Source organism: Serratia nematodiphila DZ0503SBS1, assembly GCF_000738675.1.
In the GTDB taxonomy this organism is placed as follows: domain Bacteria; phylum Pseudomonadota; class Gammaproteobacteria; order Enterobacterales; family Enterobacteriaceae; genus Serratia; species Serratia nematodiphila.
Genome location: NZ_JPUX01000001.1, coordinates 149,990 through 173,531, shown reverse-complemented (window position 1 = coordinate 173,531; position 23,542 = coordinate 149,990). Strand labels below are relative to the sequence as shown.

Annotated in this window: 22 protein-coding genes; 6 read left to right on the top strand and 16 right to left on the bottom strand. The window is 57.2% G+C overall.

Annotated elements, in window-relative coordinates; genetic code table 11:
* Positions 1–8 precede the first annotated feature (8 nt).
* From glmU to asnC, 14 genes are all read right to left on the bottom strand, one after another.
* Positions 9–1,382, bottom strand: coding sequence for a bifunctional UDP-N-acetylglucosamine diphosphorylase/glucosamine-1-phosphate N-acetyltransferase GlmU (gene glmU / locus JL05_RS00770; RefSeq protein ID WP_033631386.1), 1,374 nt, complete (start codon positions 1,380–1,382; stop codon positions 9–11).
* 290 nt (positions 1,383–1,672) lie between these two features.
* Positions 1,673–2,092, bottom strand: a complete 420-nt coding sequence (locus tag JL05_RS00765; RefSeq protein ID WP_004933814.1) for a F0F1 ATP synthase subunit epsilon — start codon at positions 2,090–2,092, stop codon at positions 1,673–1,675.
* 20 nt (positions 2,093–2,112) lie between these two features.
* Positions 2,113–3,495, bottom strand: coding sequence for a F0F1 ATP synthase subunit beta (gene atpD / locus JL05_RS00760; protein ID WP_033631385.1), 1,383 nt, complete (start codon positions 3,493–3,495; stop codon positions 2,113–2,115).
* A gap of 32 nt (positions 3,496–3,527) precedes the next feature.
* Positions 3,528–4,391: a F0F1 ATP synthase subunit gamma gene (atpG, locus tag JL05_RS00755; RefSeq protein WP_004933811.1), complete on the bottom strand. Its 864-nt coding sequence runs from the start codon at positions 4,389–4,391 to the stop codon at positions 3,528–3,530.
* A gap of 59 nt (positions 4,392–4,450) precedes the next feature.
* Positions 4,451–5,992 (bottom strand): F0F1 ATP synthase subunit alpha, encoded by a 1,542-nt coding sequence (atpA, locus tag JL05_RS00750; protein ID WP_004933808.1) that lies wholly within the window; start codon positions 5,990–5,992, stop codon positions 4,451–4,453.
* A gap of 12 nt (positions 5,993–6,004) precedes the next feature.
* Positions 6,005–6,538 (bottom strand): F0F1 ATP synthase subunit delta, encoded by a 534-nt coding sequence (atpH, locus tag JL05_RS00745; RefSeq protein ID WP_004933806.1) that lies wholly within the window; start codon positions 6,536–6,538, stop codon positions 6,005–6,007.
* Positions 6,539–6,552: 14 nt separating this feature from the next.
* Positions 6,553–7,023: a F0F1 ATP synthase subunit B gene (gene atpF / locus JL05_RS00740; protein WP_004933804.1), complete on the bottom strand. Its 471-nt coding sequence runs from the start codon at positions 7,021–7,023 to the stop codon at positions 6,553–6,555.
* Between the two features lie 57 nt (positions 7,024–7,080).
* Entirely contained in the window at positions 7,081–7,320 is a 240-nt protein-coding gene (gene atpE / locus JL05_RS00735; RefSeq protein WP_004093904.1) for a F0F1 ATP synthase subunit C, read from the bottom strand.
* Positions 7,321–7,369: 49 nt separating this feature from the next.
* Complete coding sequence (gene atpB, locus JL05_RS00730) at positions 7,370–8,149, bottom strand: F0F1 ATP synthase subunit A (protein WP_015376132.1); 780 nt, start codon at positions 8,147–8,149, stop codon at positions 7,370–7,372.
* Positions 8,150–8,171: 22 nt separating this feature from the next.
* Entirely contained in the window at positions 8,172–8,555 is a 384-nt protein-coding gene (gene atpI / locus JL05_RS00725; RefSeq protein WP_004933796.1) for a F0F1 ATP synthase subunit I, read from the bottom strand.
* Positions 8,556–9,194: 639 nt separating this feature from the next.
* Complete coding sequence (rsmG, locus tag JL05_RS00720; protein WP_015379471.1) at positions 9,195–9,815, bottom strand: 16S rRNA (guanine(527)-N(7))-methyltransferase RsmG; 621 nt, start codon at positions 9,813–9,815, stop codon at positions 9,195–9,197.
* Between the two features lie 138 nt (positions 9,816–9,953).
* The gene (gene mnmG / locus JL05_RS00715) at positions 9,954–11,843 is read right to left on the bottom strand and encodes a tRNA uridine-5-carboxymethylaminomethyl(34) synthesis enzyme MnmG (protein WP_033631384.1); all 1,890 of its coding nucleotides are present in this window, start codon (positions 11,841–11,843) and stop codon (positions 9,954–9,956) included.
* Between the two features lie 380 nt (positions 11,844–12,223).
* Positions 12,224–12,664: an FMN-binding protein MioC gene (gene mioC, locus JL05_RS00710; protein ID WP_016929621.1), complete on the bottom strand. Its 441-nt coding sequence runs from the start codon at positions 12,662–12,664 to the stop codon at positions 12,224–12,226.
* A gap of 100 nt (positions 12,665–12,764) precedes the next feature.
* Positions 12,765–13,226, bottom strand: coding sequence for a transcriptional regulator AsnC (gene asnC / locus JL05_RS00705; protein WP_004933786.1), 462 nt, complete (start codon positions 13,224–13,226; stop codon positions 12,765–12,767).
* Positions 13,227–13,381: 155 nt separating this feature from the next.
* On the opposite strand from asnC, the gene asnA reads away from it, so the two are divergent.
* Positions 13,382–14,374: an aspartate--ammonia ligase gene (asnA, locus tag JL05_RS00700; RefSeq protein ID WP_033631383.1), complete on the top strand. Its 993-nt coding sequence runs from the start codon at positions 13,382–13,384 to the stop codon at positions 14,372–14,374.
* Between the two features lie 6 nt (positions 14,375–14,380).
* On the opposite strand, the gene viaA is transcribed toward asnA, so the two are convergent.
* A complete protein-coding gene (gene viaA, locus JL05_RS00695) occupies positions 14,381–15,844 on the bottom strand; it encodes an ATPase RavA stimulator ViaA (protein ID WP_033631382.1) in 1,464 nt (487 codons plus the stop codon).
* Between the two features lie 2 nt (positions 15,845–15,846).
* Positions 15,847–17,355 (bottom strand): ATPase RavA, encoded by a 1,509-nt coding sequence (gene ravA, locus JL05_RS00690; protein ID WP_139182610.1) that lies wholly within the window; start codon positions 17,353–17,355, stop codon positions 15,847–15,849.
* Positions 17,356–17,638: 283 nt separating this feature from the next.
* On the opposite strand from ravA, the gene kup reads away from it, so the two are divergent.
* The 5 genes from kup (at position 17,639) to rbsB (ending at position 23,499) form a co-directional block, all read left to right on the top strand.
* Positions 17,639–19,507 (top strand): low affinity potassium transporter Kup, encoded by a 1,869-nt coding sequence (kup, locus tag JL05_RS00685; protein ID WP_015379467.1) that lies wholly within the window; start codon positions 17,639–17,641, stop codon positions 19,505–19,507.
* A 172-nt stretch (positions 19,508–19,679) separates the two neighbouring features.
* Entirely contained in the window at positions 19,680–20,099 is a 420-nt protein-coding gene (rbsD, locus tag JL05_RS00680) for a D-ribose pyranase (protein WP_033631380.1), read from the top strand.
* Between the two features lie 7 nt (positions 20,100–20,106).
* Positions 20,107–21,612, top strand: a complete 1,506-nt coding sequence (gene rbsA / locus JL05_RS00675; protein ID WP_033631379.1) for a ribose ABC transporter ATP-binding protein RbsA — start codon at positions 20,107–20,109, stop codon at positions 21,610–21,612.
* Positions 21,613–21,618: 6 nt separating this feature from the next.
* Positions 21,619–22,587, top strand: coding sequence for a ribose ABC transporter permease (gene rbsC, locus JL05_RS00670; RefSeq protein WP_004933766.1), 969 nt, complete (start codon positions 21,619–21,621; stop codon positions 22,585–22,587).
* Between the two features lie 24 nt (positions 22,588–22,611).
* Positions 22,612–23,499, top strand: coding sequence for a ribose ABC transporter substrate-binding protein RbsB (gene rbsB / locus JL05_RS00665; RefSeq protein WP_033633514.1), 888 nt, complete (start codon positions 22,612–22,614; stop codon positions 23,497–23,499).
* Positions 23,500–23,542 lie beyond the last annotated feature (43 nt).

Sequence of the window (23,542 nt, the reverse complement as noted above, 5' to 3'; positions counted from 1 at the left end):
AAAACACACTATGACTTCTTCTTCACCGGACGTTGCCAACCCTGAATGTGCACCTGCTTGACGCGGCTCAGCACCAGTTCGTTCTCGGCGATATCGCGCGTTACCGTGGTGCCGGCGGCGATGGTGGATCCTTTGCCGACCGACACCGGCGCCACCAGCTGAGTATCGGAACCGACGAATACGCCGTCGCCGATCAGCGTTTTGTGCTTGTTGGCGCCATCGTAGTTACAGGTGATGGTGCCGGCGCCGATATTCACGTCATCACCGATTTCGGCATCGCCCAGGTAGCTGAGGTGGCCGGCCTTGGAGCCTTTGCCCAGACGCGCCTTTTTCATTTCCACGAAGTTGCCGACGTGAGCCCCTGCCGCCAGCTCCGCGCCAGGGCGCAAGCGGGCGAACGGCCCCACCGTGCAGTCTGCTTCCAGCACGCTGTCTTCCAGCACGCTGTAAGGGCTGATCTCGCAGTTATCGCCAATCACGCAGTTTTTCAGCACGCAGCCGGCGCCGATTTTCACCCGGTCGCCCAGCTTGACGTGACCTTCGATAATCACATTCGCATCAATAGTGATGTCACGGCCGTGAACAAGTTCCCCGCGCAGATCGAAACGCGCCGGATCCAACAGCATCACGCCGGCCAACAGCAGCTTTTCAGACTGTTCCGACTGGAATACGCGCTCCAGAGTCGCCAGCTGCAGACGGTTGTTCACGCCTTCCACTTCACTTAAACGCGACGGGTGCACGGCTTCGATTTTCTTGCCGTCGGCATGGGCCAACGCAATGATATCGGTGATGTAAAACTCGCCCTGTGCGTTGTCGTTATTCAACATTCCCAGCCAGCGCTTCAGATCGCGCCCGTTCGCCACCAGGATGCCGGTATTGATCTCGTTGATCTGGCGCTGTGCCTCACTGGCGTCCTTGTGTTCGACGATGCCCACCACGTTGCCCTGCTCACGCACGATGCGGCCGTAACCGCTCGGATCGTCCAGCTTGACCGTCAGCAGGCCGATGCCGCCCTGCGGCTTGGCCGCCAGCAGGCGTTGCAGCGTATCCACGGAGATTAACGGCACATCGCCGTACAGCATCAGCACGTCTTCATCGTCGGCAAAGTGCGGCGCGGCCTGCTGCATCGCATGGCCGGTACCCAGTTGCTCGGCCTGCAGCACCCAGTTCAGCGCGCCTTCGGTCAACGTGCTTTTCAACAGATCGCCGCCGTGGCCGTATACCAGATGAACCTGTTGCGCGCCCAGTTTCATCGCGGCATCAATGACGTGTTGCACCATCGGCTTGCCGGCCAACGGATGTAAGACCTTGGGAAGATCGGAATACATGCGTGTTCCCTTGCCCGCGGCGAGGATGACCACGCTCATTGCGCTGTTCGACATAAGCAACCTGATAACTCCATTTTGATAGACGAAAGTAAAACCGTTTAGCGACGATATTACTACATATTTCTCTGCACGAACCCGGCGCAGGCCGCGTGGGCCTTGGTCTGCCGCTATCACGGCGAATTCGGCATCGGGACGAAAAAACTGTCGGCGATCGGCGACGTTTATTTCCCGATATCAGCGGTTATACACCACACCGCCCACCGGGCTGAAATGCTTATTTTAAAGTAAAAAAAAAGCGACCCTATAGGCCGCTTTCTTAAAGTTGGGTGCCGGGCACCCAAACATTACATCGCTTTTCTGGTGAGCTCGATAACGCGCAGTTTTGCGATCGCTTTCGCCAGTTCAGCGGATGCCTGAGCATAGTCGACATCGCCATGAGAGCTGCGAATGTGTTCTTCAGCTTTACGCTTAGCTTCCAACGCTCTCGCTTCGTCGAGGTCAGTACCACGGATAGCAGTGTCCGCCAGCACGGTAACCACGCTCGGCTGCACCTCGAGGATGCCGCCGGACAGGTAGATGAACTCTTCTTCACCGTGCTGCTTAACAATACGCACCATGCCAGGCTTGATGGCAGTCAGCAGCGGCGCATGGCCAGGGAAGATCCCCAGTTCACCTTCGCTGCCTGTCACCTGGATCTTCTGCACCAGGCCGGAAAACATCTGTTTTTCCGCGCTGACTACATCCAGATGGTAAGTCATAGCCATATCACCCTCCTCTCAAGGCGTTACAGTTTCTTGGCTTTTTCCACTGCTTCTTCAATGGTGCCAACCATGTAGAACGCCTGCTCCGGCAGGTGGTCATAGTCGCCGTCCATAATGCCTTTGAAACCACGGATGGTGTCTTTCAGCGATACGAACTTGCCCGGAGAACCGGTGAAGACTTCTGCCACGAAGAACGGCTGAGACAGGAAACGTTGGATCTTACGCGCACGGGATACGACCAGTTTGTCTTCTTCAGACAGCTCGTCCATACCCAGGATCGCGATGATATCTTTCAGTTCCTGGTAGCGTTGCAGAATGGACTGCACGCCACGCGCTACGTCGTAGTGCTCCTGGCCAACAACCAGCGGATCCAGCTGACGGCTGGTGGAATCCAGCGGGTCAACGGCCGGGTAGATACCCAGAGAAGCGATGTTACGGCTCAGTACCACGGTTGCGTCCAAGTGCGCAAAGGTGGTGGCTGGTGACGGGTCAGTCAAGTCATCCGCAGGAACGTAAACGGCCTGTACGGAAGTGATGGAACCGGTCTTGGTCGAGGTGATACGTTCTTGCAGAACGCCCATCTCTTCCGCCAGCGTTGGCTGATAACCTACCGCGGATGGCATACGGCCCAGAAGTGCGGACACTTCGGTACCGGCCAGGGTGTAACGGTAGATGTTGTCAACGAACAGCAGAACGTCACGGCCTTCGTCACGGAATTTCTCAGCCATGGTCAGACCGGTCAGCGCAACGCGCAGACGGTTACCTGGTGGCTCGTTCATCTGGCCGTAAACCAGGGATACTTTGTCCAGAACGTTGGAGTCGGTCATTTCGTGGTAGAAGTCGTTACCCTCACGAGTACGCTCGCCCACGCCCGCAAACACGGAATAACCGGAGTGCTCGATCGCGATGTTACGGATCAGCTCCATCATGTTTACGGTTTTACCCACGCCCGCACCGCCGAACAGACCGACTTTACCGCCCTTGGCGAATGGACAAATCAGGTCCATTACCTTGATACCGGTTTCCAGCAGTTCCTGGGAGTTGGACAGCTCTTCGTAGCTTGGCGCCGCGCGGTGAATCGCCCAACGCTCTTCTTCGCCGATGTCGCCTTTCATGTCGATCGGTTGACCCAATACGTTCATGATACGGCCCAGGGTAGCTTTACCCACCGGCACTTCAATCGGGTGGTCCAGGTTGTTCACTTTCAGACCGCGACGCAGACCGTCGGAGGTCCCCATTGCGATACAGCGAACCACGCCACCGCCCAGCTGTTGCTGAACTTCCAACACCAGTTTTTCGGTGCCGTTTTCTACCTCAAGGGCGTCGTACACTTTCGGTACGGCATCCTGAGGGAACTCGACGTCCACCACGGCGCCGATTACCTGGATAATCTTTCCAGTAGCCATCTTGAATCCTCTACGTAATTCGTAAACCTAGCTTAAACCGCGGAGGCTCCCGAAACGATCTCGGTGAGTTCCTGAGTGATGCTGGCCTGACGCGCCTTGTTGTATACCAACTGCAGCTCTTTGATCAGGCTACCGCCGTTATCGGTTGCGGCTTTCATCGCGACCATTCGTGCGGCCTGCTCGCTGGCCAGGTTTTCCACGACGCCCTGATAAACCTGCGACTCCACATAGCGGCGCAGCAAGGTATCAAGCAGCACTTTTGGATCGGGTTCATACAGGTAATCCCAAGGCGTTTTCTTCAGCTCTTCGTCATCGGCTGGCGGTAACGGCAGCAGCTGAAGCACCTGCGGCTCTTGGGACATCGTATTAACAAATTTGTTGCTGACAATGTACAGCTTGTCCAAACGACCTTCGTCGTAGGCCTGCAGCATCACTTTCACCGGCCCGATCAGATCCGACAGGGAAGGTTTATCCCCCATGCCGGTCACCTGGGCAACCACGTTGCCGCCCACGGAACCAAAGAAAGAGGCCGCTTTAGAGCCAATCAGCGCCAAATCGGTTTCGACGCCTTTTTCGGACCAGGCTTTCATCTCCGCCAGCAGCTTTTTGAACAGGTTGATGTTCAAGCCGCCGCAGAGACCACGGTCAGTAGACACCACCAGATACCCGACGCGCTTAACGTCACGCTCATCCAGGTACGGGTGCTTGTACTCCAGATTCCCTAACGCAAGGTGACCAATCACTTTGCGCATGGTCTCTGCATAAGGACGGCTGGCCGCCATGCGATCCTGCGATTTACGCATTTTGGAGGCGGCGACCATTTCCATCGCTTTAGTGATCTTTTGCGTGTTTTGCACGCTAGCGATCTTACTACGTATCTCTTTTGCGCCGGCCATCTCTGCTTCTCCTCAGTGCCAGACGGCCTGCTGTCTTTCAACAGCAGGACCGTTCGGCGTTACCAGGACTGGGTTTTCTTGAAGGTCTCGAGGATGTCTTTCAACTTGCCCTCGATCTCATCATTGAAGTTGCCAGTTTGGTTGATGTGGTTCAGCAGTTCGGCGTGCTCGCGGTCCGCATAGGCTACCAGCGCGGCTTCGAAGCTCACCACTTTGGCGACTTCGACGTCGTTCAGGTAACCGCGTTCTGCGGCAAACAGCACCAGAGACTGTTGTGCAACCGACATCGGCGCATACTGTTTCTGTTTCAGCAGCTCGGTCACTTTCTGACCGTGGCTCAGCTGTTTGCGGGTCGCGTCGTCCAGATCGGATGCGAACTGGGAGAACGCAGCCAGTTCACGATACTGCGCCAGCGCGGTACGGATACCACCGGACAGTTTCTTCATGATCTTGGTCTGCGCGGCGCCACCAACACGGGATACGGAGATACCCGGGTTAACTGCCGGACGAATACCGGAGTTGAACAGGTTGGATTCCAGGAAGATCTGACCATCGGTAATCGAGATTACGTTGGTCGGAACGAACGCGGAAACGTCACCCGCCTGGGTTTCAATGATCGGCAGAGCGGTCAGTGAACCGGTTTGGCCTTTAACTTCACCTTTGGTGAAGGCTTCAACGTATTCGGCGTTGACGCGCGCTGCGCGCTCCAGCAAGCGGGAGTGCAGGTAGAATACGTCGCCTGGGTAAGCTTCACGACCTGGCGGACGACGAAGCAGCAGGGAAATCTGGCGGTAAGCAACGGCCTGTTTGGACAGGTCATCGTACACGATCAGCGCGTCTTCACCGCGGTCACGGAAGTATTCGCCCATTGCGCAACCGGCGTATGGCGCCAGGTATTGCAGTGCAGCGGATTCGGAAGCGGTCGCCACCACCACGATGGTGTTGGCCAATGCGCCGTGCTCTTCCAGTTTGCGCACCACGTTAGCGATGGTGGACGCTTTCTGGCCGATAGCCACGTAAACGCATTTGATGCCGGAGTCGCGTTGGTTGATGATCGCATCGATCGCCAGCGCGGTTTTACCGGTCTGACGGTCACCGATCACCAGCTCACGCTGGCCACGGCCGATTGGAATCATGGCGTCAACGGATTTGTAGCCAGTTTGAACCGGCTGATCAACGGACTGACGCTCGATAACGCCTGGCGCGATAGCTTCTACCGGAGAGAAGCCGTCGTTCTCAATCGGGCCTTTGCCGTCGATTGGCGCGCCCAGGGTGTTAACTACGCGGCCCAGCAGACCACGACCGACTGGAACTTCCAGGATACGGCCGGTGCATTTAACCTTCATGCCTTCGGCCAGATCCGCGTACGGACCCATGACCACGGCACCGACGGAGTCGCGCTCCAGGTTCAATGCGATTGCGTAACGGTTGCCAGGCAGCGCGATCATTTCGCCCTGCATAACTTCGGCCAGGCCGTGTACGCGGATGATCCCGTCACTGACGGAAACGATAGTACCTTCATTGTGAGCTTCGCTCACTACATTGAACTGAGCAATGCGCTGCTTGATCAGTTCGCTGATTTCGGTGGAATTCAGTTGCATGCTCCAGTCCCCTTAAGACTGCAAGACGTCTGTCAGGCGTTCAAGACGACCGCGAACGCTGCCATCAATCACCATATCGCCGGCGCGAACAACGATGCCGGCCAGTACAGACTTGTCAATTTTGCAATTCAGCTTAACTTTGCGTGACAGACGTTTTTCCATCGCAGCGGCGATTTTCGCCTGCTGTTCGTCGTTCAGCGCGCTCGCAGAGAGCACTTCGACTTCGACGGTGGATTCCAGCGAGGCGCGCAGTTCGATGAACTGCTGCAGCACGGCAGGAAGAACCAGTAAACGTCCATTTTCGGCCATTACACGGATAAAGTTCTGGCCATGTTCGTCGAGCCGATCGCCACAAACCGCGATGAACGTCTTGGACAGCGTTTCTGGCGCAACCGCGCCAGACAGCAGTTCAGAAATCTGTTCATTGCGAGTGACTTCAGCCGCAAACGCCAGCATTTCCTGCCAGCGCTCTACGCTTTGGTGCTCAACGGCAAAGTCAAAAGCTGCTTTGGCGTAGGGGCGAGCTACAGTTACAAATTCAGACATCAGCCCCTCCCTCCTTACAGTTCAGCGACCAGTTTATCAACGATGTCGCTGTTAGCAGCTTCATCCACGGAACGTTCGATGATCTTCTCGGCGCCGGCAATTGCCAGCATCGCGACTTGCTTACGCAACTCTTCACGAGCGCGCTTACGTTCGGCTTCGATCTCAGCCTGAGCCTGCGCCACGATTTTGTTACGTTCCTGCTCGGCTTCGGCTTTCGCTTCATCCATGATCTGAGCTTTGCGTTTGTTCGCTTGCTCGATGATCACCTGAGCTTCTGCTTTAGCAGTTTTCAGCTGGTCGGTCGCATTGGCTTGCGCTAAGTCCAGATCTTTTTTGGCACGCTCTGCAGAAGCGAGGCCGTCAGCGATTTCTTTCTGACGCTTCTCGATGGCAGCCATGATCGGCGGCCATACGTACTTCATGCAGAACCAGACAAACAGAACGAACGCGATGGCCTGGCCGAGGATTGTTGCGTTAAGATTCACAGCACAATGCCTCTTTAAAAGTTAATAGTTTGGTTACGTCGTAGAGGGTTGCTCTACTTACGCGACGGCGAACATCACGTACAGACCCAGACCTACAGCGATCATCGGGATGGCGTCGACCAGACCCATAACGATAAAGAACTGTGTACGCAGCAGAGGAATCAGGTCAGGCTGACGAGCAGCGCCTTCCAAGAATTTACCACCCAGGATGCCGATACCGATCGCAGCACCGATTGCCGCTAAACCCATCATCACAGCGGCAGCCATGTACAGCAGATCCATACTCAGGTTTTCCATGACAGTCTCCAGTTTGTTTCAGTTTAAAAGTGCAAGTGTTTTAAGAAAATCAGTGCTCTTCAGACGCCATCGACAGATAGACGATCGTCAGAACCATGAAAATAAAGGCTTGAAGCGTAATGATCAGGATGTGGAAGATAGCCCAAGGCAAGCTCAGGACCCACTGTGACCACCACGGCAACAGGCCGGCAATCAGGATGAAGATCAACTCACCCGCATACATGTTGCCGAACAGTCGCAGACCCAGTGAAACAGGTTTGGACAGCAGGCTGACACCTTCAAGAATCAGGTTGATAGGAATGAATACAGGGTGGTTGAACGGCTGCATGGTCAACTCTTTAACAAACCCGCCAACGCCTTTCATTTTGATGCTATAGAACAGAATCAGGATAAACACGCCCAGCGCCATCGACAGCGTGACGTTCACATCGGCGGTAGGCACCACGCGCAGCGCAGGCAGGCCGAGGATGTGTTCGCCAACGTAAGGCAGGAAGTCGATGGGCAGCAGGTCCATCAAGTTCATCAGGAACACCCAGACGAACACGGTCAGCGCCAGCGGCGCAATCACCTTGCTCTTGCCGTGGTACATGTCGCGCACGCTACTGTCGACGAAACCGACCACCAGCTCCACGGCGGTTTGCAGTTTACCCGGCACGCCGCTGGTGGCGTTTTTAGCCACTTTGCGGAAGATCACCAGGAAAAGCGCCCCGAGGACGACGGAGAAAAACATCGAGTCGATGTTGATCGACCAGAACCCAGTCCCGACCTGAAGCTGCGTCAGGTGGTGACCGATATACTCCTGTGGAGTCAAGACTTCTCCTGCAGACATGATGCCTCTTACCCTTATTTAGTTAAGTTCGGTAACTGTTAATCACGGCCGGTGCCACTATCTGCACCACTAACACCGCTAAATAGGTCAGGCCAAGCGGTATAAACTCCGCCTTGAACACCCCCAGCGCCACGATCAGCAAAACGATGGTGATCACGACCTTTAGCCCCTCGCCGATGGCGAACGACCAGGCAACCCTACCGGGCGCCGGCGTTTGCGCCTGATGGCGCAAGGCAAACAGCATAAACATTGCACTCGGCAACCAGGCGGCGAGACCGCCTGCCAACGCCGAAGCGCTCCATTCCGGGCTTTTCAGCCAGAAAGCAACGCTGATCAGAACAAAAGTCATTAACTGCAAAAACAGCAGTTTGCGTGCGACTTTCCCGCTGTAAAGGGACACAGACATGACGTTTGTTCTCTCCGTACCCCAGAGGGGGTATGCTGAGTGACGTATACAACTGTTTTTGCTGTCCTGAGTCAAGCAGCAAAAAACGAGCAAATTATACGGGGCATACCAACGAATTCAATCGATAAGTAGCGAAAAGGTGAACAATTATTTAAATTTCCCTATTCCAGCCTATTTTCACAAGAAAACGGTCGGAATAATAGGGCGCATTTAATTGTCTGATTATTCCAGCGTTGCGTTTAGAAACGCGAAGCCGATCACAGTAATGTCCCTTCCTGATTTATAGCCGATGGTCAACCAAACCGTCTTTAGCAATTTGAGCGATAAAAAAATTATATAAATCAAAACATTACTAGTTAACTGTTCAAAAACAATCCGTATACCCGATGAAAACCTTTTATTGACAAGCAGCGGGGCAATATTCCAACAGCCAATTAACATTAGCAGCAAACGCCAATCTTTCGCACATGATTGCTAACGTGACTATTTCTAAATGCAATTACTCTATTGTCGCTAATTAGCCGCGTTTTTTGTGTTAATAAAAAGTAAATTAACTAAAAAAAGCGACCAACTGATTAGCCTGCTTATCTTTCTGCTGGGTACGACCTTTAATTCACGCTTGTTTGATCAAAAGCAAACTCAGTTTGCCTTAAGAATCACCAGATGACGTTCGCCTTCCAGTTCAGGCACCTGCAGCCGCACGATGGACTCCAGGCTAACGCCAGCCGGCAGCTGCGTCAGTTCTTCATCCGGGCGCACGCCTTTCAACGCGTAAAAACGCCCCTGCCCTTTCGCCGGCAGGTGATGGCACCAGGACAGCATATCCTGCAGCGAAGCGAATGCCCGGCTGATCACGCCATCGAACGGTGGCTCGGCCGGAAACGCTTCGACGCGGCTCTGCACCGGCTCGATATTGTTCAGGCCCAGCTCATGCTGCACCTGGCGCAGGAAACGCACGCGCTTGCCCAGGCTGTCGAGCAGCGTGAAATGCGCGTCCGGGCGCACAATCGCCAGCGGAATGCCCGGCAAGCCGGGGCCGGTGCCGACATCGATAAAACGCGAGCCCTGCAGATGCGGATTGACCACAATACTGTCGAGGATGTGGCGCACCAGCATTTGCTGCGGATCGCGCACCGACGTGAGGTTATAAGCCTTGTTCCACTTATCCAGCATGCCGACATAGCCCAGCAGCTGCTGTTTCTGCTGATCGGGCAGCTCAATGCCTGCTGCCGCGAGCAGCGAGTCTAATTTTTTTTGCACAACGGATCCTCTGGCAGGCGCTGAACGACCAGCGGATGGTTAGCTGGCGCAATGAGGCGACTATGATAATTCAGGGCGCAAGTGATGTCAGCGGCCGTTTGGCTACGGGTTGAGCAAACGGCCGCCTGGAAGCGGGATTTATGCGCTGCGGCGCAGCAGTCCCTGCTTTTTCAGCCAGATCAGCAAAATCGAGATCGCCGCCGGTGTAATGCCGGAGATGCGCGAAGCCTGGCCGATGGAGTTCGGTTTGTGATCGTTCAGCTTGGCGATCACTTCGTTCGACAGTCCCGAAACCTGACGGTAGTCAAGATCCAGCGGCAGCACGGTGTTCTCGTTGCGCTGCTGTTTTTCGATCTCTTCCTGCTGGCGAGCGATATAGCCTTCGTATTTGACCTGGATCTCGACCTGCTCGGCGGCTTGTACGTCGTCCAGCGGCGGCGCGAAGGCGTCGGTGCCGGTTAACTGCGCGTAATCCATCTCCGGGCGGCGCAGCAGTTCTTCGCCGTTCGCTTCACGCGACAGCGGCGCTTTCAGCAACGCATTGACCTGTTCGACGTTCTCGGCATGCGGGTGCATCCAGATGTCGCGCAGGCGCTGACGTTCGCGTTCGATTCGCTCCAGCTTCTCGCTGTAGCGCGCCCAACGCACGTCGTCCACCAGGCCGAGTTCACGGCCTTTTTCCGTCAGGCGGAGATCGGCGTTGTCTTCGCGCAGCATCAGACGATACTCGGCGCGTGAGGTAAACATGCGGTACGGCTCTTTGGTACCAAGGGTGCTGAGATCGTCCACCAGCACGCCGAGGTAGGCCTGATCGCGACGTGGCGCCCAGCCCTCTTGTTCATCGGCGAAACGCCCGGCGTTCAGACCGGCCAGCAGCCCCTGTGCGGCGGCTTCTTCATAGCCGGTGGTGCCGTTGATCTGGCCGGCGAAGAACAGGCCCTGAATAAATTTGCTTTCCAGCGTCGGTTTCAGATCGCGCGGATCGAAGAAATCGTACTCGATGGCATAACCAGGGCGAATAATACGCGCGTTCTGCATCCCTTCCATTGAACGGACGATTTGCATCTGCACGTCGAACGGCAGGCTGGTGGAGATCCCGTTAGGGTAAATCTCGTTGCTGGTCAGGCCTTCCGGCTCAAGGAAGATCTGGTGCGCGTTGCGATCGGCAAAACGCATGACCTTGTCTTCGATCGACGGACAGTAACGTGGGCCGATCCCTTCGATGATCCCGGCATACATCGGGCTGCGATCGAGGTTATTGCGGATCACGTCATGCGTTTTTTCATTGGTGTGGGTGATGTAGCACGCCATTTGTTCCGGGTGCTGGCTGGCATCGCCCAGGAACGAGAATACCGGCACCGGCGTATCGCCGTGTTGCGGTGCCAGTACGCTGAAATCGATAGTGCGGGCGTCGATGCGCGGCGGTGTACCGGTTTTCAAGCGGTTAACGCGCAGCGGCAGTTCACGCAAACGCTGCGACAGCGAGATCGAAGGAGGATCCCCGGCGCGGCCGCCGCTGTAATTCTCCAGGCCGATATGGATCTTGCCGTCCAGGAAGGTGCCTACGGTCAATACCACCGCCTTGGCGCGGAATTTCAGGCCCATTTGGGTGACGGCGCCCACGACGCGATCGTTTTCGACGATCAGATCCTCAACCGGCTGTTGGAAGATCATCAGGTTGGGCTGGTTCTCCAACGCGGTACGGATCGCTTGCCGATACAGGACGCGATCCGCCTGAGCGCGAGTGGCGCGAACGGCAGGGCCTTTGCTGGCGTTTAGTATCCTAAACTGGATGCCGGCGTGGTCGATCGCCGTTGCCATCAGGCCGCCGAGTGCATCAATTTCCTTAACCAGATGCCCTTTACCAATACCGCCAATCGCCGGGTTACAGGACATCTGTCCCAGCGTATCGATATTGTGTGTCAATAATAAAGTCTGACGTCCCATGCGCGCCGCGGCCATGGCGGCCTCGGTACCTGCATGGCCACCACCGATGATGATGACGTCAAATTGATCTGGATAAAACATGGAACTGCACCTCGCCGTATTGCGAACGATCGTATTTGCCCTGGGGTCGGGGATTCTACTCAAGTTTAGACGATCGACCAAGTGGTCAGGATCGTCGGTAATTAAAAGAAGATCTTTTTTATTTAAAGATCTCTTTATTAGATCTCTTATTAGGATCGCGATCCTCTGTGGATAAGTGACTATTCACGATGAAGATCAGCAGATTAAGGAGGATCGTTTGCTGTGAATGATCGGTGATCCCGATGCAGATAAGCTGGGATCTAAAAGGCTTGTTATGCACAGGACAAAAAGCGCACTACGGTTGTTATTGGGATAACTACGGCTTTTACCCTGCTTTTAAGTATAGTTATCCACAATCGTTCGCACGATCTTTAGACGAATTAGAGTAAATTGATCCAGTTTTTTACCCATTCCTCGGCCGGATCCTCGGGAATTTCATGCTCGGTCACGTCGATCTCGAGGCGATCGCCGATCCTTTTAGCGCCTCTGGCGATCAACAGATCGTCGATCTGTTTGATTGCGCCGCAGAAGGTATCGTATTCCGAACTGCCCAAACCGACGGCGCCGAACTGTACCTCGGAAAGATCCGGCTGCTGCTCAGCGATCTGTTCCAACAGCGGTTGAAGGTTATCCGGCAATTCGCCGGCGCCGTGCGTGGAAGAGACCACCAGCCAGCGGCCGGTCAACGGCAGTTCATCCAGTTCAGGGCCGTGCAGCATCTCGGTAGAGAAACCCGCGTCTTCCAGCTTTTCAGCCAAATGTTCAGCCACGTATTCGGCGCTGCCAAGCGTACTGCCACTGATCAGAGTAATGTCTGCCATGAACCAACGATCCCAACCTTCTCACTCAAAGTGGCTGCATTGTACGCTGTGAATCGGCTGGGATCTACCTGTGGATAATGTGGGTATGCAATTTGGCGGGTTACGGCACGATGGTGCGCATAATGGGGTTCTGCAGTGAGATCAGCGTTTCGGTGGACTGGATCTCGTCGATGGTCTGGATCTTGTTGATAAGTACCTGTTGCAACGCGTCGATCGATCGGCACATTACCTTAATAAAGACGCTGTAGTGGCCGGTGGTGTAATAGGCTTCCACCACTTCTTCCAGGCTTTCCAGCTTCTTCAGCGCCGAAGGGTAATCCTTGGCGCTCTTTAATATGATGCCAATAAAGCAGCACACGTCGTAGCCCAGCTGTTTGGGGCTGACGTCGATGCGCGCGCCGGTGATGATCCCGGCCTGCTTCATCTTCTCCACCCGCACATGAATGGTGCCGGGGCTGACGGCGAAGTTTTTCGCCAGTTCGGCGTACGGTGTGCGCGCATTGTCCATCAGGGCGTTGAGAATGCCGCGATCGAGATTATCGATCTGATAAATTTCCGCCATTTAATCCCCCATTAATTAACGATTGTTGAATTCTGTCCGGGTAAAAATGAACGATTAAAAGTGAAAAGGCAATATTGATTGATGGATATTGAATTGTTGTGTCGTTTTGTTGCTTAATCGATGGCAACAGAGACAGGTTTACAAGAGATACGGCAATGAAAAAACAGTTTATCCAAAAACAACAACAAATCAGCCAGGTCAAATCCTTCTTCTCCCGCCAGCTGGAGCAACAGCTCGGTCTGATCGAAGTGCAAGCCCCGATCCTTAGCCGCCTGGGCGACGGCACGCAGGATAACCTTTCCGGCAGCGAGAAAGCGGTGCAGGTCAAAGTCAAAACCTTGCCGGACGCCACCTTCGAAGTGGTGCATTCGCTGGCGAAATGGAAACGCAAAACCCTGGGCAGCTACGATTTCGGCGCCGGCGAAGGCCTGTATACCCATATGAAGGCGCTGCGCCCGGATGAAGACCGCCTGACGCCTATCCACTCGGTGTACGTCGATCAGTGGGACTGGGAGCGGGTGATGGGCGACGGTGAGCGCAGCCTGGACTACCTGAAAAACACCGTGCGCAGCATTTACGCTGCGATCAAGGCGACGGAGGCGGAAGTCAGCCGCGAGCATGGCCTGACCCCGTTCCTGCCGGAACAGATCCACTTCGTGCACAGCGAAACCCTGCTGCAGCGCTACCCTGATCTGGACGCCAAGGGGCGTGAGCGGGCGATCGCCAAAGAATTGGGCGCAGTGTTCCTGATTGGCATCGGCGGCAAGCTGTCACACGGTAAATCGCACGATGTGCGGGCGCCGGACTATGATGACTGGACCACGCCGACGGCGGATGGCCTGGCGGGCCTGAACGGTGATATCGTGGTGTGGAACCCGGTGCTGCAGGACGCTTTCGAGCTGTCCTCCATGGGGATCCGCGTTGACGCCGCCGCGCTGAAACATCAGCTGGCGCTGACCGGCGATGAAGAGCGCATGGCGTTGGAATGGCACCAGTCGTTGCTGCGCGGCGATATGCCGCAGACCATCGGCGGCGGCATCGGTCAGTCGCGTCTGGTGATGTTGTTGCTGCAACTGTCGCATATCGGCCAGGTGCAATGCGGCGTGTGGTCGCCGGAAGTGCGCGGCTCGGTCGAAGGCCTGCTCTAATCTCGCCTAGCGCCGCCAGCGGCGCATCAAACGGCTTTTCAGCCCGGTATCAAAGCGCCAGATATGATCGAAGATGCGCATGATGCCGGGTTTGCCGTAGGCGGACATCGCCACCGCGTGGAAACGTTGCTGGTGGCTTTGCTGCTGCTGTTTCACCTTCTTTATTACCTCCTCCGGCAACCGCTGGGCAATAAAATCGGAAATGATCACCGCATCGGCGTCGAACCAGCCGCTCTCCGCCATTTTGGTGACGGTGGCGTTCAGGCAGGCCGCCAGATCGGTGCCGCCACGAAACTGCTGGCCGAGAAAGCGCACTGCCTGCTCGATGCCGCTGGCGGCGGTGAGTTCGTAATGCACGATCTGGTTGGCGAACAGCATGATATAGCAGCGGCGGTTGTCCGCCAGCGCAATGCGCAGCAGCGCCAGACAGAACGCCTTGGCGCACTGTTCGTTGAAACCGCCCATCGATCCGGAGGTGTCCACGCAGACGATAAACGGCCCGCGCGGCTGTTGATCCTGCTGCTGGTGAGTGACCTGGCGGATCAGGATCTGTTCCTGCCAGACGTCGCCCTGCAGACGGTAGCTCAGCAGCCGCTTTTCCAACAGGCGGCGATAAAACTCGAATTCCAGCTCTTCAATCCCCAGCGTCGCCAGCTCCGGCGGCAGCAGGCGCAGAATGTCGTCGCTTTGATGAATGCCGCTCACTTCTTCCGGCAGCGTGGCCGGCACCTGCACCATGACCCTGAACGGCTCCGGCTGCGCGTCCTGTTGCTGCACCGCCTTGGCCTGATAGCTGCGGCCCAGCTGTTGCGCCAGTTTTTTCAGCTCCGGCTGCTGCTGCAAAAAGTTGCCGTACTCCACCAGCCGCTGATAATCGCCACGCTGCAGCTGGCCTTTGCTCATGTCCCACAGCCTGCCGGCGGCGGTGTCGTTTTCCGACAGCAGAGGTTCCAGCGCGCCGCTCAGCGCCAACCGCTCCTGCAGTTCCGCCATCAGCTGCTCGCGCTCTTGTTCCAGCAGTTGGTGGTGCAGCATGGTGGCCTGCAGCGTCAGGCTGATGCGCCAGCGCTGCAGAAACAGCGTTTGAAAGCTGTCGTCCAGCGGATGATTGGGCAGATCGGCGGCGTCCACCAGCGCGCGCGCCTGTTCATAAAACGGTGAGGCCAGCTGGCGCAGCAGCTCCATGGTGTCGTTGAGGTTGTGATAGAACTGGGTGTTGTTCTCCAGCTGGCACTGCTGGTAGCGATAGAATTCCTGCGCCAGCGCCGGCGGCACCATCGCCTCCTGCAGGCGTTCCTTAAGCTGCAGCTTCCAGCGCGGCAGATCGCGATCCAGCGCTCGGCGAAGGGCCGGAAACTTTTTAAAGAATACCGACAGCTGCGGCGCCGCCAGCATGCCGACGATCATCTCTTCGATCATCTCGCCTTCGGTGATCGCCAGCAGCAGATCGAGCGTCTCCAGACTGAGCATGGTTACTGGCCGCGCATTTGCTGCAGTTGCTGTTTAACCTGTTCCGCGACCTGCAGCAGACTGGCTTCGATCTTGGCCAGGCCGGCGGCGGGGGTGAACAGACAAGGCTGATGTTGGCTGAAGGCGCGGCGTTGCTCCGCCAGGCGCTGGGCCAATGCGTCCATTTCATCCAGCAGCGCCTGCGGCGTGGCGGTGGCCTGTTTGCCCGGCAGCGCCAGCAATGACGGCTGGCGGCTGACGTCCAACACCGTGAGGTGCAGTTGGTCATCCACTTCCAGGTCGATCGGCTGCGCAAAGCCGATACCGTTCAGCTTGGCGCGCACGTCGCCGCCTTTTTGCAGCCAATTGTCCAGCGCGCTGCTCTCGATGCTCAGGTGGTTGACCTGAATGTCATGCAGCTGCAGCGGCTTTTGCAACAGCAGGGTGAGGGTGCCGCCGGCGAAGGGCGTGGCCGGCGCGTATTGCGGTTTACGGCTGAACATGCCGCCTTTTTTCACCAGGCTGATGGCCTGCCGGTCGCTTTGTTGCTGCTGGTCCTGCAGCCAGCGGGTGTGGATCTGTTGCAACTGGATCAGCATCGACTGCTGCTGATAGGCCGACTCGGTCAGCAATTGGTCGATCTGCTGTTGCAGCAGTTTCAGCGAGGTGAGATCGTGCCACAGGCAGTCTTTCAACAGCATCAGATCGAGCGGAGCGATGGCGTCGCGCCCGCTGAAGAAGGCGCAGGCTTGCAGCAGGCGCAGGGCTTTTTTCCAGCGCCGATCGGAGACGTATGGCGCCTGCTCCAGCGCGTCCAGCCGCTGGCGCAGCTGGAAAATCAGCTCAAAACAGGTTTCCGGCAGCGCGACTTTGTCGATCTGCGGTTGCCACTGCAGAAACTCTTCGTCGCTGATGCTTAGCGCCGCCGGCACCGGGTTTTGGCTTTCGCTCTGGCGGTTGACCAGCAGCGAGCGGAAATTCTGTTTATCCTGCACCTTGTCCAGCCACAGGCGGATCAGCATGCGGTCATATAAGGCTTCGAGGCTGTTGTCCGCTTCGGGCAGTTCGTTGGAGGCGGTGACCAGCAGGCGCAGCGGGATCGGTTCTTCGCTGTTGCCGTTGCGAAAGCGGCGTTCGTTGATCGCCGTCAGCAGGGTGTTGAGGATCGCCGGGCCGGCCTTCCAGATCTCGTCCAGAAACACGATCTCCGCTTCCGGCAGATAGCCGGCGGTCAGACGTTGATAGCGCCCCTCATCTTTCAGCGCCTGGATAGAGAGCGGGCCAAAGACCTCTTCCGGCGTGGAAAAACGCGTCATCAGGTATTCAAAGGAGCGGGCGTTGCGGAAGGCAAACTTCAGCCGGCGCGCGATCAGGCTCTTGGCGATGCCGGGCGGGCCGAGCAGGAATACGCTTTCGCCGCTCAGCGCCGCCAGCAGGCACAGGCGGATCGCCTCTTGCCGCTCATAAAGGCCGCTCTCCAGCGCGCTGCTGAGGCGGGAAATTCGTTCTGCCAGAAGGGATGATAGCGTCATATAATCGTCGTATTGTCCGAGAGTTAGCCAATCTTGGTCGATAATCCGATGATAAACCACCATTATTTTTAGTGGTATAGCCCGTTGATTAGTAATATTTTTCTACGTTAAGCCGGATATTCGGTTCACATTTTGTTTATTTTTCGGCTCTGATATAAGGGTAGGCAAGCGGTATAAATGGTGCATACTGTGCGGCTTTCTGGTGGGCGTGACGGATCTTTGAGCCCGTATTTTGCCTGATGCGGATGCATCGCTAACGGATGTTCTGATAAAGAAACGAATTATGAGCGCAGAGCATAAGCAGTCCTTATCGGCGGTAACCCTGGCTGCCATCGGCGTGGTCTACGGTGATATCGGCACCAGCCCTCTCTATACGCTGAGAGAGTGTTTCTCCGGCCATTACGGCTTCGATGTTCGTCCAGACGTGGTTTTCGGCTTCCTGTCGCTGATTTTCTGGATGCTGATCGTGATCGTTTCCCTCAAATATCTCACCTACGTGATGCGCGCGGACAACGCCGGCGAGGGCGGTATTCTGACGCTGATGTCGCTGGCCGGGCGCAATACCTCGGCGCGCACTACTGCGGTGCTGGTGATACTGGGCCTGATCGGCGGCAGCTTCTTCTATGGCGAGGTGGTGATCACCCCGGCTATCTCGGTGATGTCGGCGATAGAGGGGTTGGAAATCGCCGCGCCTGCGCTTGACGCCTATATCGTGCCGCTCTCCATTCTGGTGTTGACGCTGCTGTTCGTTATCCAAAAGCACGGCACCGGCAGCGTCGGCAAGCTGTTCGCCCCGGTAATGCTGCTGTGGTTCATCGTGTTGGCGGTACTGGGCGCGCGCAGCATCATTTCAAACCCGGAAGTGCTGCAGGCGCTGAATCCCAAATGGGCGCTCAACTTCTTCATGGAATATAAGAAGGTGTCGTTCTTCGCCCTGGGGGCCGTGGTGTTGTCGATCACCGGCGTCGAGGCGCTGTATGCCGATATGGGGCACTTCGGCAAGTTCCCGATCCGTCTGGCCTGGTTCACCGTGGTGCTGCCTTCGCTGGTGCTCAACTACTTCGGCCAGGGGGCGCTGCTGCTGAAAAATCCGGAGGCGATCAAAAACCCGTTCTTCCTGCTGGCGCCCGATTGGGCGCTGATCCCGCTGCTGATTCTGGCGACCCTGGCGACGGTGATCGCTTCACAGGCGGTGATTTCCGGCGTCTTCTCGCTGACTCGCCAGGCGGTGCGCCTGGGCTATCTGTCGCCGATGCGCATCATTCACACCTCGGAAATGGAATCCGGCCAGATCTACATTCCGGTGATCAACTGGACGCTGTACATCTCGGTGGTGCTGGTGATCATCGGTTTCGAGCACTCCAGCAACCTGGCGGCGGCGTACGGCATCGCGGTCACCGGCACTATGGTGCTGACCAGCATTCTGGTCACCTCGGTGGCGATCAATAATTGGCACTGGAATCGCTTCCTGGCGATCGGCATCGTGACCATCTTGCTGATCATCGACGTGCCGATGTTCTCCGCCAACGCCCTGAAGCTGTTCTCTGGCGGCTGGCTGCCGCTGACGTTGGCGCTGGTGATGTTCATCATTATGACCACCTGGAAGAGCGAGCGCTTCCGCCTGCTGCGCCGCCTGCATGAACACGGCAACTCGCTGGAGGCTATGATCGCCTCGCTGGAGAAATCGCCGCCGGTGCGGGTACCGGGTACGGCGGTGTTCTTGTCGCGCGCCACCAACGTCATTCCTTTTGCGCTGTTGCACAACCTGAAGCACAACAAGGTGCTGCATGAGCGCGTGGTGCTGCTGACGCTGCGCACCGAGGATGCGCCTTACGTGCACAATGTGCGCCGGGTGACCATCGAACAGTTGTCGCCGACCTTCTGGCGGGTGGTGGCCAGCTACGGCTGGCGCGAAACGCCGAACGTCGAGGAGGTGTTCCACCGCTGCGGGCTGGAAGGGTTGCCGTGCCGCATGTCGGAGACGTCGTTCTTCATGTCCCATGAATCGCTGATCCTCACCAAGCGGCCGTGGTACCTCTACCTGCGCGGCAAACTGTTCGTCGCCCTGAGCCGCAATGCCCTGCGCGCGCCGGATCAGTTCGAAATCCCGCCGAACCGGGTCATCGAACTCGGCACGCAGGTCGAGATCTAATCCGCCTGACAGGGGCTCAGCATGGCTGAGCCCCTTTTGTTTGCGCTTTCTCCGTGCGCGAACGAAACGTTTCGATAGCGATCACACTTCTGCATTGTCCCGGTTGCCTTCCCCTGTCGTTTTTTTAAACTCCCCATCAAAGAGCGAAACGTTTCGCTAGCGGAGTGAGAAGATGAAAAAAGGCGTATTACTGAATTCTGACGTGTCTGCCGTGATTGCCCGCCTGGGGCATACCGATCAGCTCACCCTGTGCGATGCGGGCCTGCCGATACCGGCGGCGACGCAGCGCATCGATCTGGCGCTGACGCAGGGTGTGCCGACCTTTATGCAGGTGTTCGCGGCGGTCACGCAAGAGATGCAGGTAGAAAGCGCCATTCTGGCGGAAGAGATCGTGAAACAGAATCCGCAGCTCCATGAAACCTTGTTGGCTGAACTGAGCGTGTTGGGCCAACGCCAGGGCAATACCATCAACGTGCGTTATATCAGCCATCAGGCGTTTAAAGCGCAAACCGAGCACAGCCGGGCGGTGATCCGCAGCGGGGAGTGTTCGCCTTACGCGAACGTGATCCTGTGCGCCGGCGTAACTTTCTGAGGCGTTTATGCAACCTTTACTGCAACTGAAAGGGATTGATAAAGCCTTTCCCGGCGTGAAGGCGCTTTCCGGCGCCGCCCTCAGCGTTTATCCCGGCAAGGTGATGGCGCTGGTGGGGGAAAATGGCGCCGGGAAGTCCACCATGATGAAAGTGCTGACCGGCATCTACCAGAAAGACGCCGGCAGCCAGTATTTTCTCGGTAAAGAGGTGGCGTTCAACGGGCCCAAGGATTCGCAGGAAGCGGGCATCGGCATTATCCATCAGGAGCTGAACCTGATCCCGCAGCTGACAATTGCGGAAAACATCTTCCTCGGCCGCGAGTTCGTCAACCGTTTCGGCCGCATTGACTGGAAGCGCATGTACGCCGAGGCCGATCGCTTGTTGGCGCGGCTCAATCTCCGCTACAGCAGCCACCGGCTGGTGGGTGAGCTGTCGATCGGCGATCAGCAGATGGTGGAGATCGCCAAGGTGCTGAGCTTCGAATCGAAAGTGATCATCATGGACGAACCGACCGATGCGCTGACCGACACCGAAACCGCCTCTCTGTTCAAGGTTATCAATGAGCTGAAGGCCGAAGGGCGCGGCATCGTCTATATCTCGCACCGTCTGAAAGAGATCTTTGAAATCTGCGACGACGTGACCGTGTTTCGCGACGGGCAGTTTATCGCCGAGCGGCCGGTGAGCGAGCTGCAGGAGGATTTGCTGATTGAGATGATGGTCGGCCGCAAGCTGGAAGAACAATATCCGCGCCTGGATTTGCCGCGTGGTGAAAAGCGGCTGGAAGTCAGTCATCTTTCCGGCCCCGGCGTTGAAGACGTCAGCTTTACGCTGTACCGCGGCGAGATCCTCGGCGTGGCCGGGCTGATGGGCGCCGGGCGCACCGAATTGATGAAGATCCTGTACGGCGCCGCGCCGCGCAAGGCCGGCACCGTCAGCCTGGACGGCCGCGAGGTGGTCGCCCATTCGCCGCAGGATGGATTGGCGAACGGCATCGTCTATATCTCGGAAGACCGCAAGCGTGACGGCCTGGTGTTGGGCATGTCGGTGAAGGAAAACATGTCGCTGACCGCGCTGCGCTACTTTAGCCGCGCCGACGGCAGCCTGAAACAGGCCGACGAGCGGCAGGCGGTGGGGGATTTCATCCGGCTGTTCAATATCAAAACGCCGTCGATGGAGCAGCCTATCGGCCTGCTTTCCGGCGGCAATCAGCAAAAAGTGGCGATCGCCCGCGGTCTGATGACCCGGCCGAAGGTGCTGATCCTCGATGAGCCGACGCGCGGCGTCGATGTCGGCGCCAAAAAAGAGATCTATCAGTTAATCAACCAGTTCAAACAGGAAGGGCTGAGCATCATTCTGGTGTCTTCGGAAATGCCGGAGGTGATGGGCATGAGCGATCGCATTCTGGTGATGCATGAAGGGCATCTCAGCGGCGAGTTCCCGATTGAACAGGCCACCCAGGAAGCGTTGATGGCGGCAGCCGTCGGCAAGCAATACGGCGTAAAGCAGGAGTAATCAGATATGAGTTCCCAGACTATCGCAGCTAAGCGCTGGTTCAGTAAAGAGTGGCTGTTAGAGCAGAAGTCGTTGATTGCGCTGCTGGTGCTGATCGCCGTGGTCTCTTCCATGAGCCCGAACTTCTTCACCCTGAACAACCTGTTCAATATTCTGCAGCAGACTTCGGTGAACGCCATCATGGCGGTGGGGATGACGCTGGTGATCCTCACGTCCGGCATCGATCTGTCGGTGGGATCGCTGCTGGCGCTGACTGGCGCGGTGGCGGCGTCGATCGTCGGCTTTGAGGTCAACGCGCTGGTGGCGGTGGCGGCGGCCTTGGCGCTGGGCGCCGCGGTTGGCGCCTGCACCGGGGTGATCGTCGCCAAAGGCAAAGTGCAGGCCTTTATCGCCACGCTGGTGATGATGCTGCTGTTGCGCGGCGTCACCATGGTGTACACCAACGGCAGCCCGATCAACACCGGTTTTACCGACGTGGCCGACACCTTCGGCTGGTTTGGCATCGGCCGTCCGCTGGGCGTGCCTACGCCGATCTGGATCATGGCGATCGTGTTCATCGCCGCCTGGTATATGCTGCACCATACGCGCCTGGGCCGCTATATTTATGCCCTGGGCGGCAACGAGGCGGCGACCCGTCTGTCCGGCATCAGCGTCGATAAAGTGAAGATTATCGTCTACTCGCTGTGCGGCCTGCTGGCGGCGCTGGCGGGGGTGATCGAAGTGGCGCGCCTGTCGTCGGCACAGCCGACCGCCGGCACCGGCTATGAGCTGGACGCTATCGCCGCCGTGGTGCTGGGCGGCACCAGCCTGGCCGGCGGCAAGGGGCGCATCGTCGGCACGTTGATCGGGGCGCTGATCCTCGGCTTCCTGAACAACGGCCTGAATTTATTGGGTGTTTCTTCCTACTACCAAATGATCGTGAAGGCAGTGGTGATACTGCTGGCGGTTCTGGTAGATAACAAAAGCAACAAGTAACCTCCCCCTACAGGAATCACGATGATGAAAATGAAAAAACTGGCAACCTTAGCCTCCGCCATCGCGCTGAGCGCCACCCTGAGCGCCAATGCCATGGCCAAAGAGACCATCGCGCTGGTGGTGTCCACTCTCAACAACCCGTTCTTCGTCTCGATGAAGGACGGAGCGCAGCAAGAGGCCAATAAGCTGGGCTACAACCTGGTGGTGCTGGACTCCCAGAACAACCCGGCGAAAGAGCTGGCCAACGTGCAGGATCTGATGGTGCGGGCGCCTAAGCTGCTGCTGATCAACCCGACCGACTCCGATGCGGTCGGTAACGCCATCAAGATGGCCAACCAGGCTAAGATCCCGGTCATCACGCTGGACCGCGTGGCGAGCAAGGGCGACGTGGTGAGCCACATTGCCTCGGACAACCGCGTGGGCGGTAAAATGGCCGGTGACTTCATCGCCAAAAAAGCAGGCGCCGATGCCAAAGTGATTCAGCTGGAAGGCATCGCCGGCACTTCCGCCGCGCGTGAACGCGGCGAAGGCTTCAAACAGTCGCTGGATCAGAATAAATTCAAACTGCTGGCCAGCCAGCCGGCCGATTTCGATCGCACCAAGGGCCTGAACGTGATGCAGAACCTGCTGACTGCGCATCCGGATGTGCAGGCGGTGTTCGCCCAAAACGATGAAATGGCGTTGGGCGCGCTGCGCGCGTTGCAAACCGCCGGTAAAACCGACGTGATCGTGGTAGGCTTCGACGGCACCGCCGACGGCGTGAAAGCGGTCGAAGGCGGCAAGCTGGCGGCGACCGTGGCGCAGCGTCCCGATCAGATCGGCGTGATCGGCGTGGAAACCGCCGATAAGGTGCTGAAAGGCGAAAAAGTGCCGACGACCATTCCGGTCGATTTGAAACTGGTCACTCAGTAAGTCATACCAGCGCCATCGGGACGGGGCGTTTACGATGGCGCGC

Excerpts from the sequence above, each read along its gene's own strand:
- glmU (WP_033631386.1), bottom strand. The coding sequence starts at position 1,382 with ATGTCGAACAGCGCAATGAGCGTGGTCATCCTCGCCGCGGGCAAGGGA.
- JL05_RS00765 (WP_004933814.1), bottom strand. The coding sequence starts at position 2,092 with ATGGCTATGACTTACCATCTGGATGTAGTCAGCGCGGAAAAACAGATG.
- atpD (WP_033631385.1), bottom strand. The coding sequence starts at position 3,495 with ATGGCTACTGGAAAGATTATCCAGGTAATCGGCGCCGTGGTGGACGTC.
- atpG (WP_004933811.1), bottom strand. The coding sequence starts at position 4,391 with ATGGCCGGCGCAAAAGAGATACGTAGTAAGATCGCTAGCGTGCAAAAC.
- atpA (WP_004933808.1), bottom strand. The coding sequence starts at position 5,992 with ATGCAACTGAATTCCACCGAAATCAGCGAACTGATCAAGCAGCGCATT.
- atpH (WP_004933806.1), bottom strand. The coding sequence starts at position 6,538 with ATGTCTGAATTTGTAACTGTAGCTCGCCCCTACGCCAAAGCAGCTTTT.
- atpE (WP_004093904.1), bottom strand. The coding sequence starts at position 7,320 with ATGGAAAACCTGAGTATGGATCTGCTGTACATGGCTGCCGCTGTGATG.
- atpB (WP_015376132.1), bottom strand. The coding sequence starts at position 8,149 with ATGTCTGCAGGAGAAGTCTTGACTCCACAGGAGTATATCGGTCACCAC.
- atpI (WP_004933796.1), bottom strand. The coding sequence starts at position 8,555 with ATGTCTGTGTCCCTTTACAGCGGGAAAGTCGCACGCAAACTGCTGTTT.
- mnmG (WP_033631384.1), bottom strand. The coding sequence starts at position 11,843 with ATGTTTTATCCAGATCAATTTGACGTCATCATCATCGGTGGTGGCCAT.
- mioC (WP_016929621.1), bottom strand. The coding sequence starts at position 12,664 with ATGGCAGACATTACTCTGATCAGTGGCAGTACGCTTGGCAGCGCCGAA.
- asnC (WP_004933786.1), bottom strand. The coding sequence starts at position 13,226 with ATGGCGGAAATTTATCAGATCGATAATCTCGATCGCGGCATTCTCAAC.
- asnA (WP_033631383.1), top strand. The coding sequence starts at position 13,382 with ATGAAAAAACAGTTTATCCAAAAACAACAACAAATCAGCCAGGTCAAA.
- viaA (WP_033631382.1), bottom strand. The coding sequence starts at position 15,844 with ATGCTCAGTCTGGAGACGCTCGATCTGCTGCTGGCGATCACCGAAGGC.
- ravA (WP_139182610.1), bottom strand. The coding sequence starts at position 17,355 with ATGACGCTATCATCCCTTCTGGCAGAACGAATTTCCCGCCTCAGCAGC.
- kup (WP_015379467.1), top strand. The coding sequence starts at position 17,639 with ATGAGCGCAGAGCATAAGCAGTCCTTATCGGCGGTAACCCTGGCTGCC.
- rbsD (WP_033631380.1), top strand. The coding sequence starts at position 19,680 with ATGAAAAAAGGCGTATTACTGAATTCTGACGTGTCTGCCGTGATTGCC.
- rbsA (WP_033631379.1), top strand. The coding sequence starts at position 20,107 with ATGCAACCTTTACTGCAACTGAAAGGGATTGATAAAGCCTTTCCCGGC.
- rbsC (WP_004933766.1), top strand. The coding sequence starts at position 21,619 with ATGAGTTCCCAGACTATCGCAGCTAAGCGCTGGTTCAGTAAAGAGTGG.
- rbsB (WP_033633514.1), top strand. The coding sequence starts at position 22,612 with ATGAAAATGAAAAAACTGGCAACCTTAGCCTCCGCCATCGCGCTGAGC.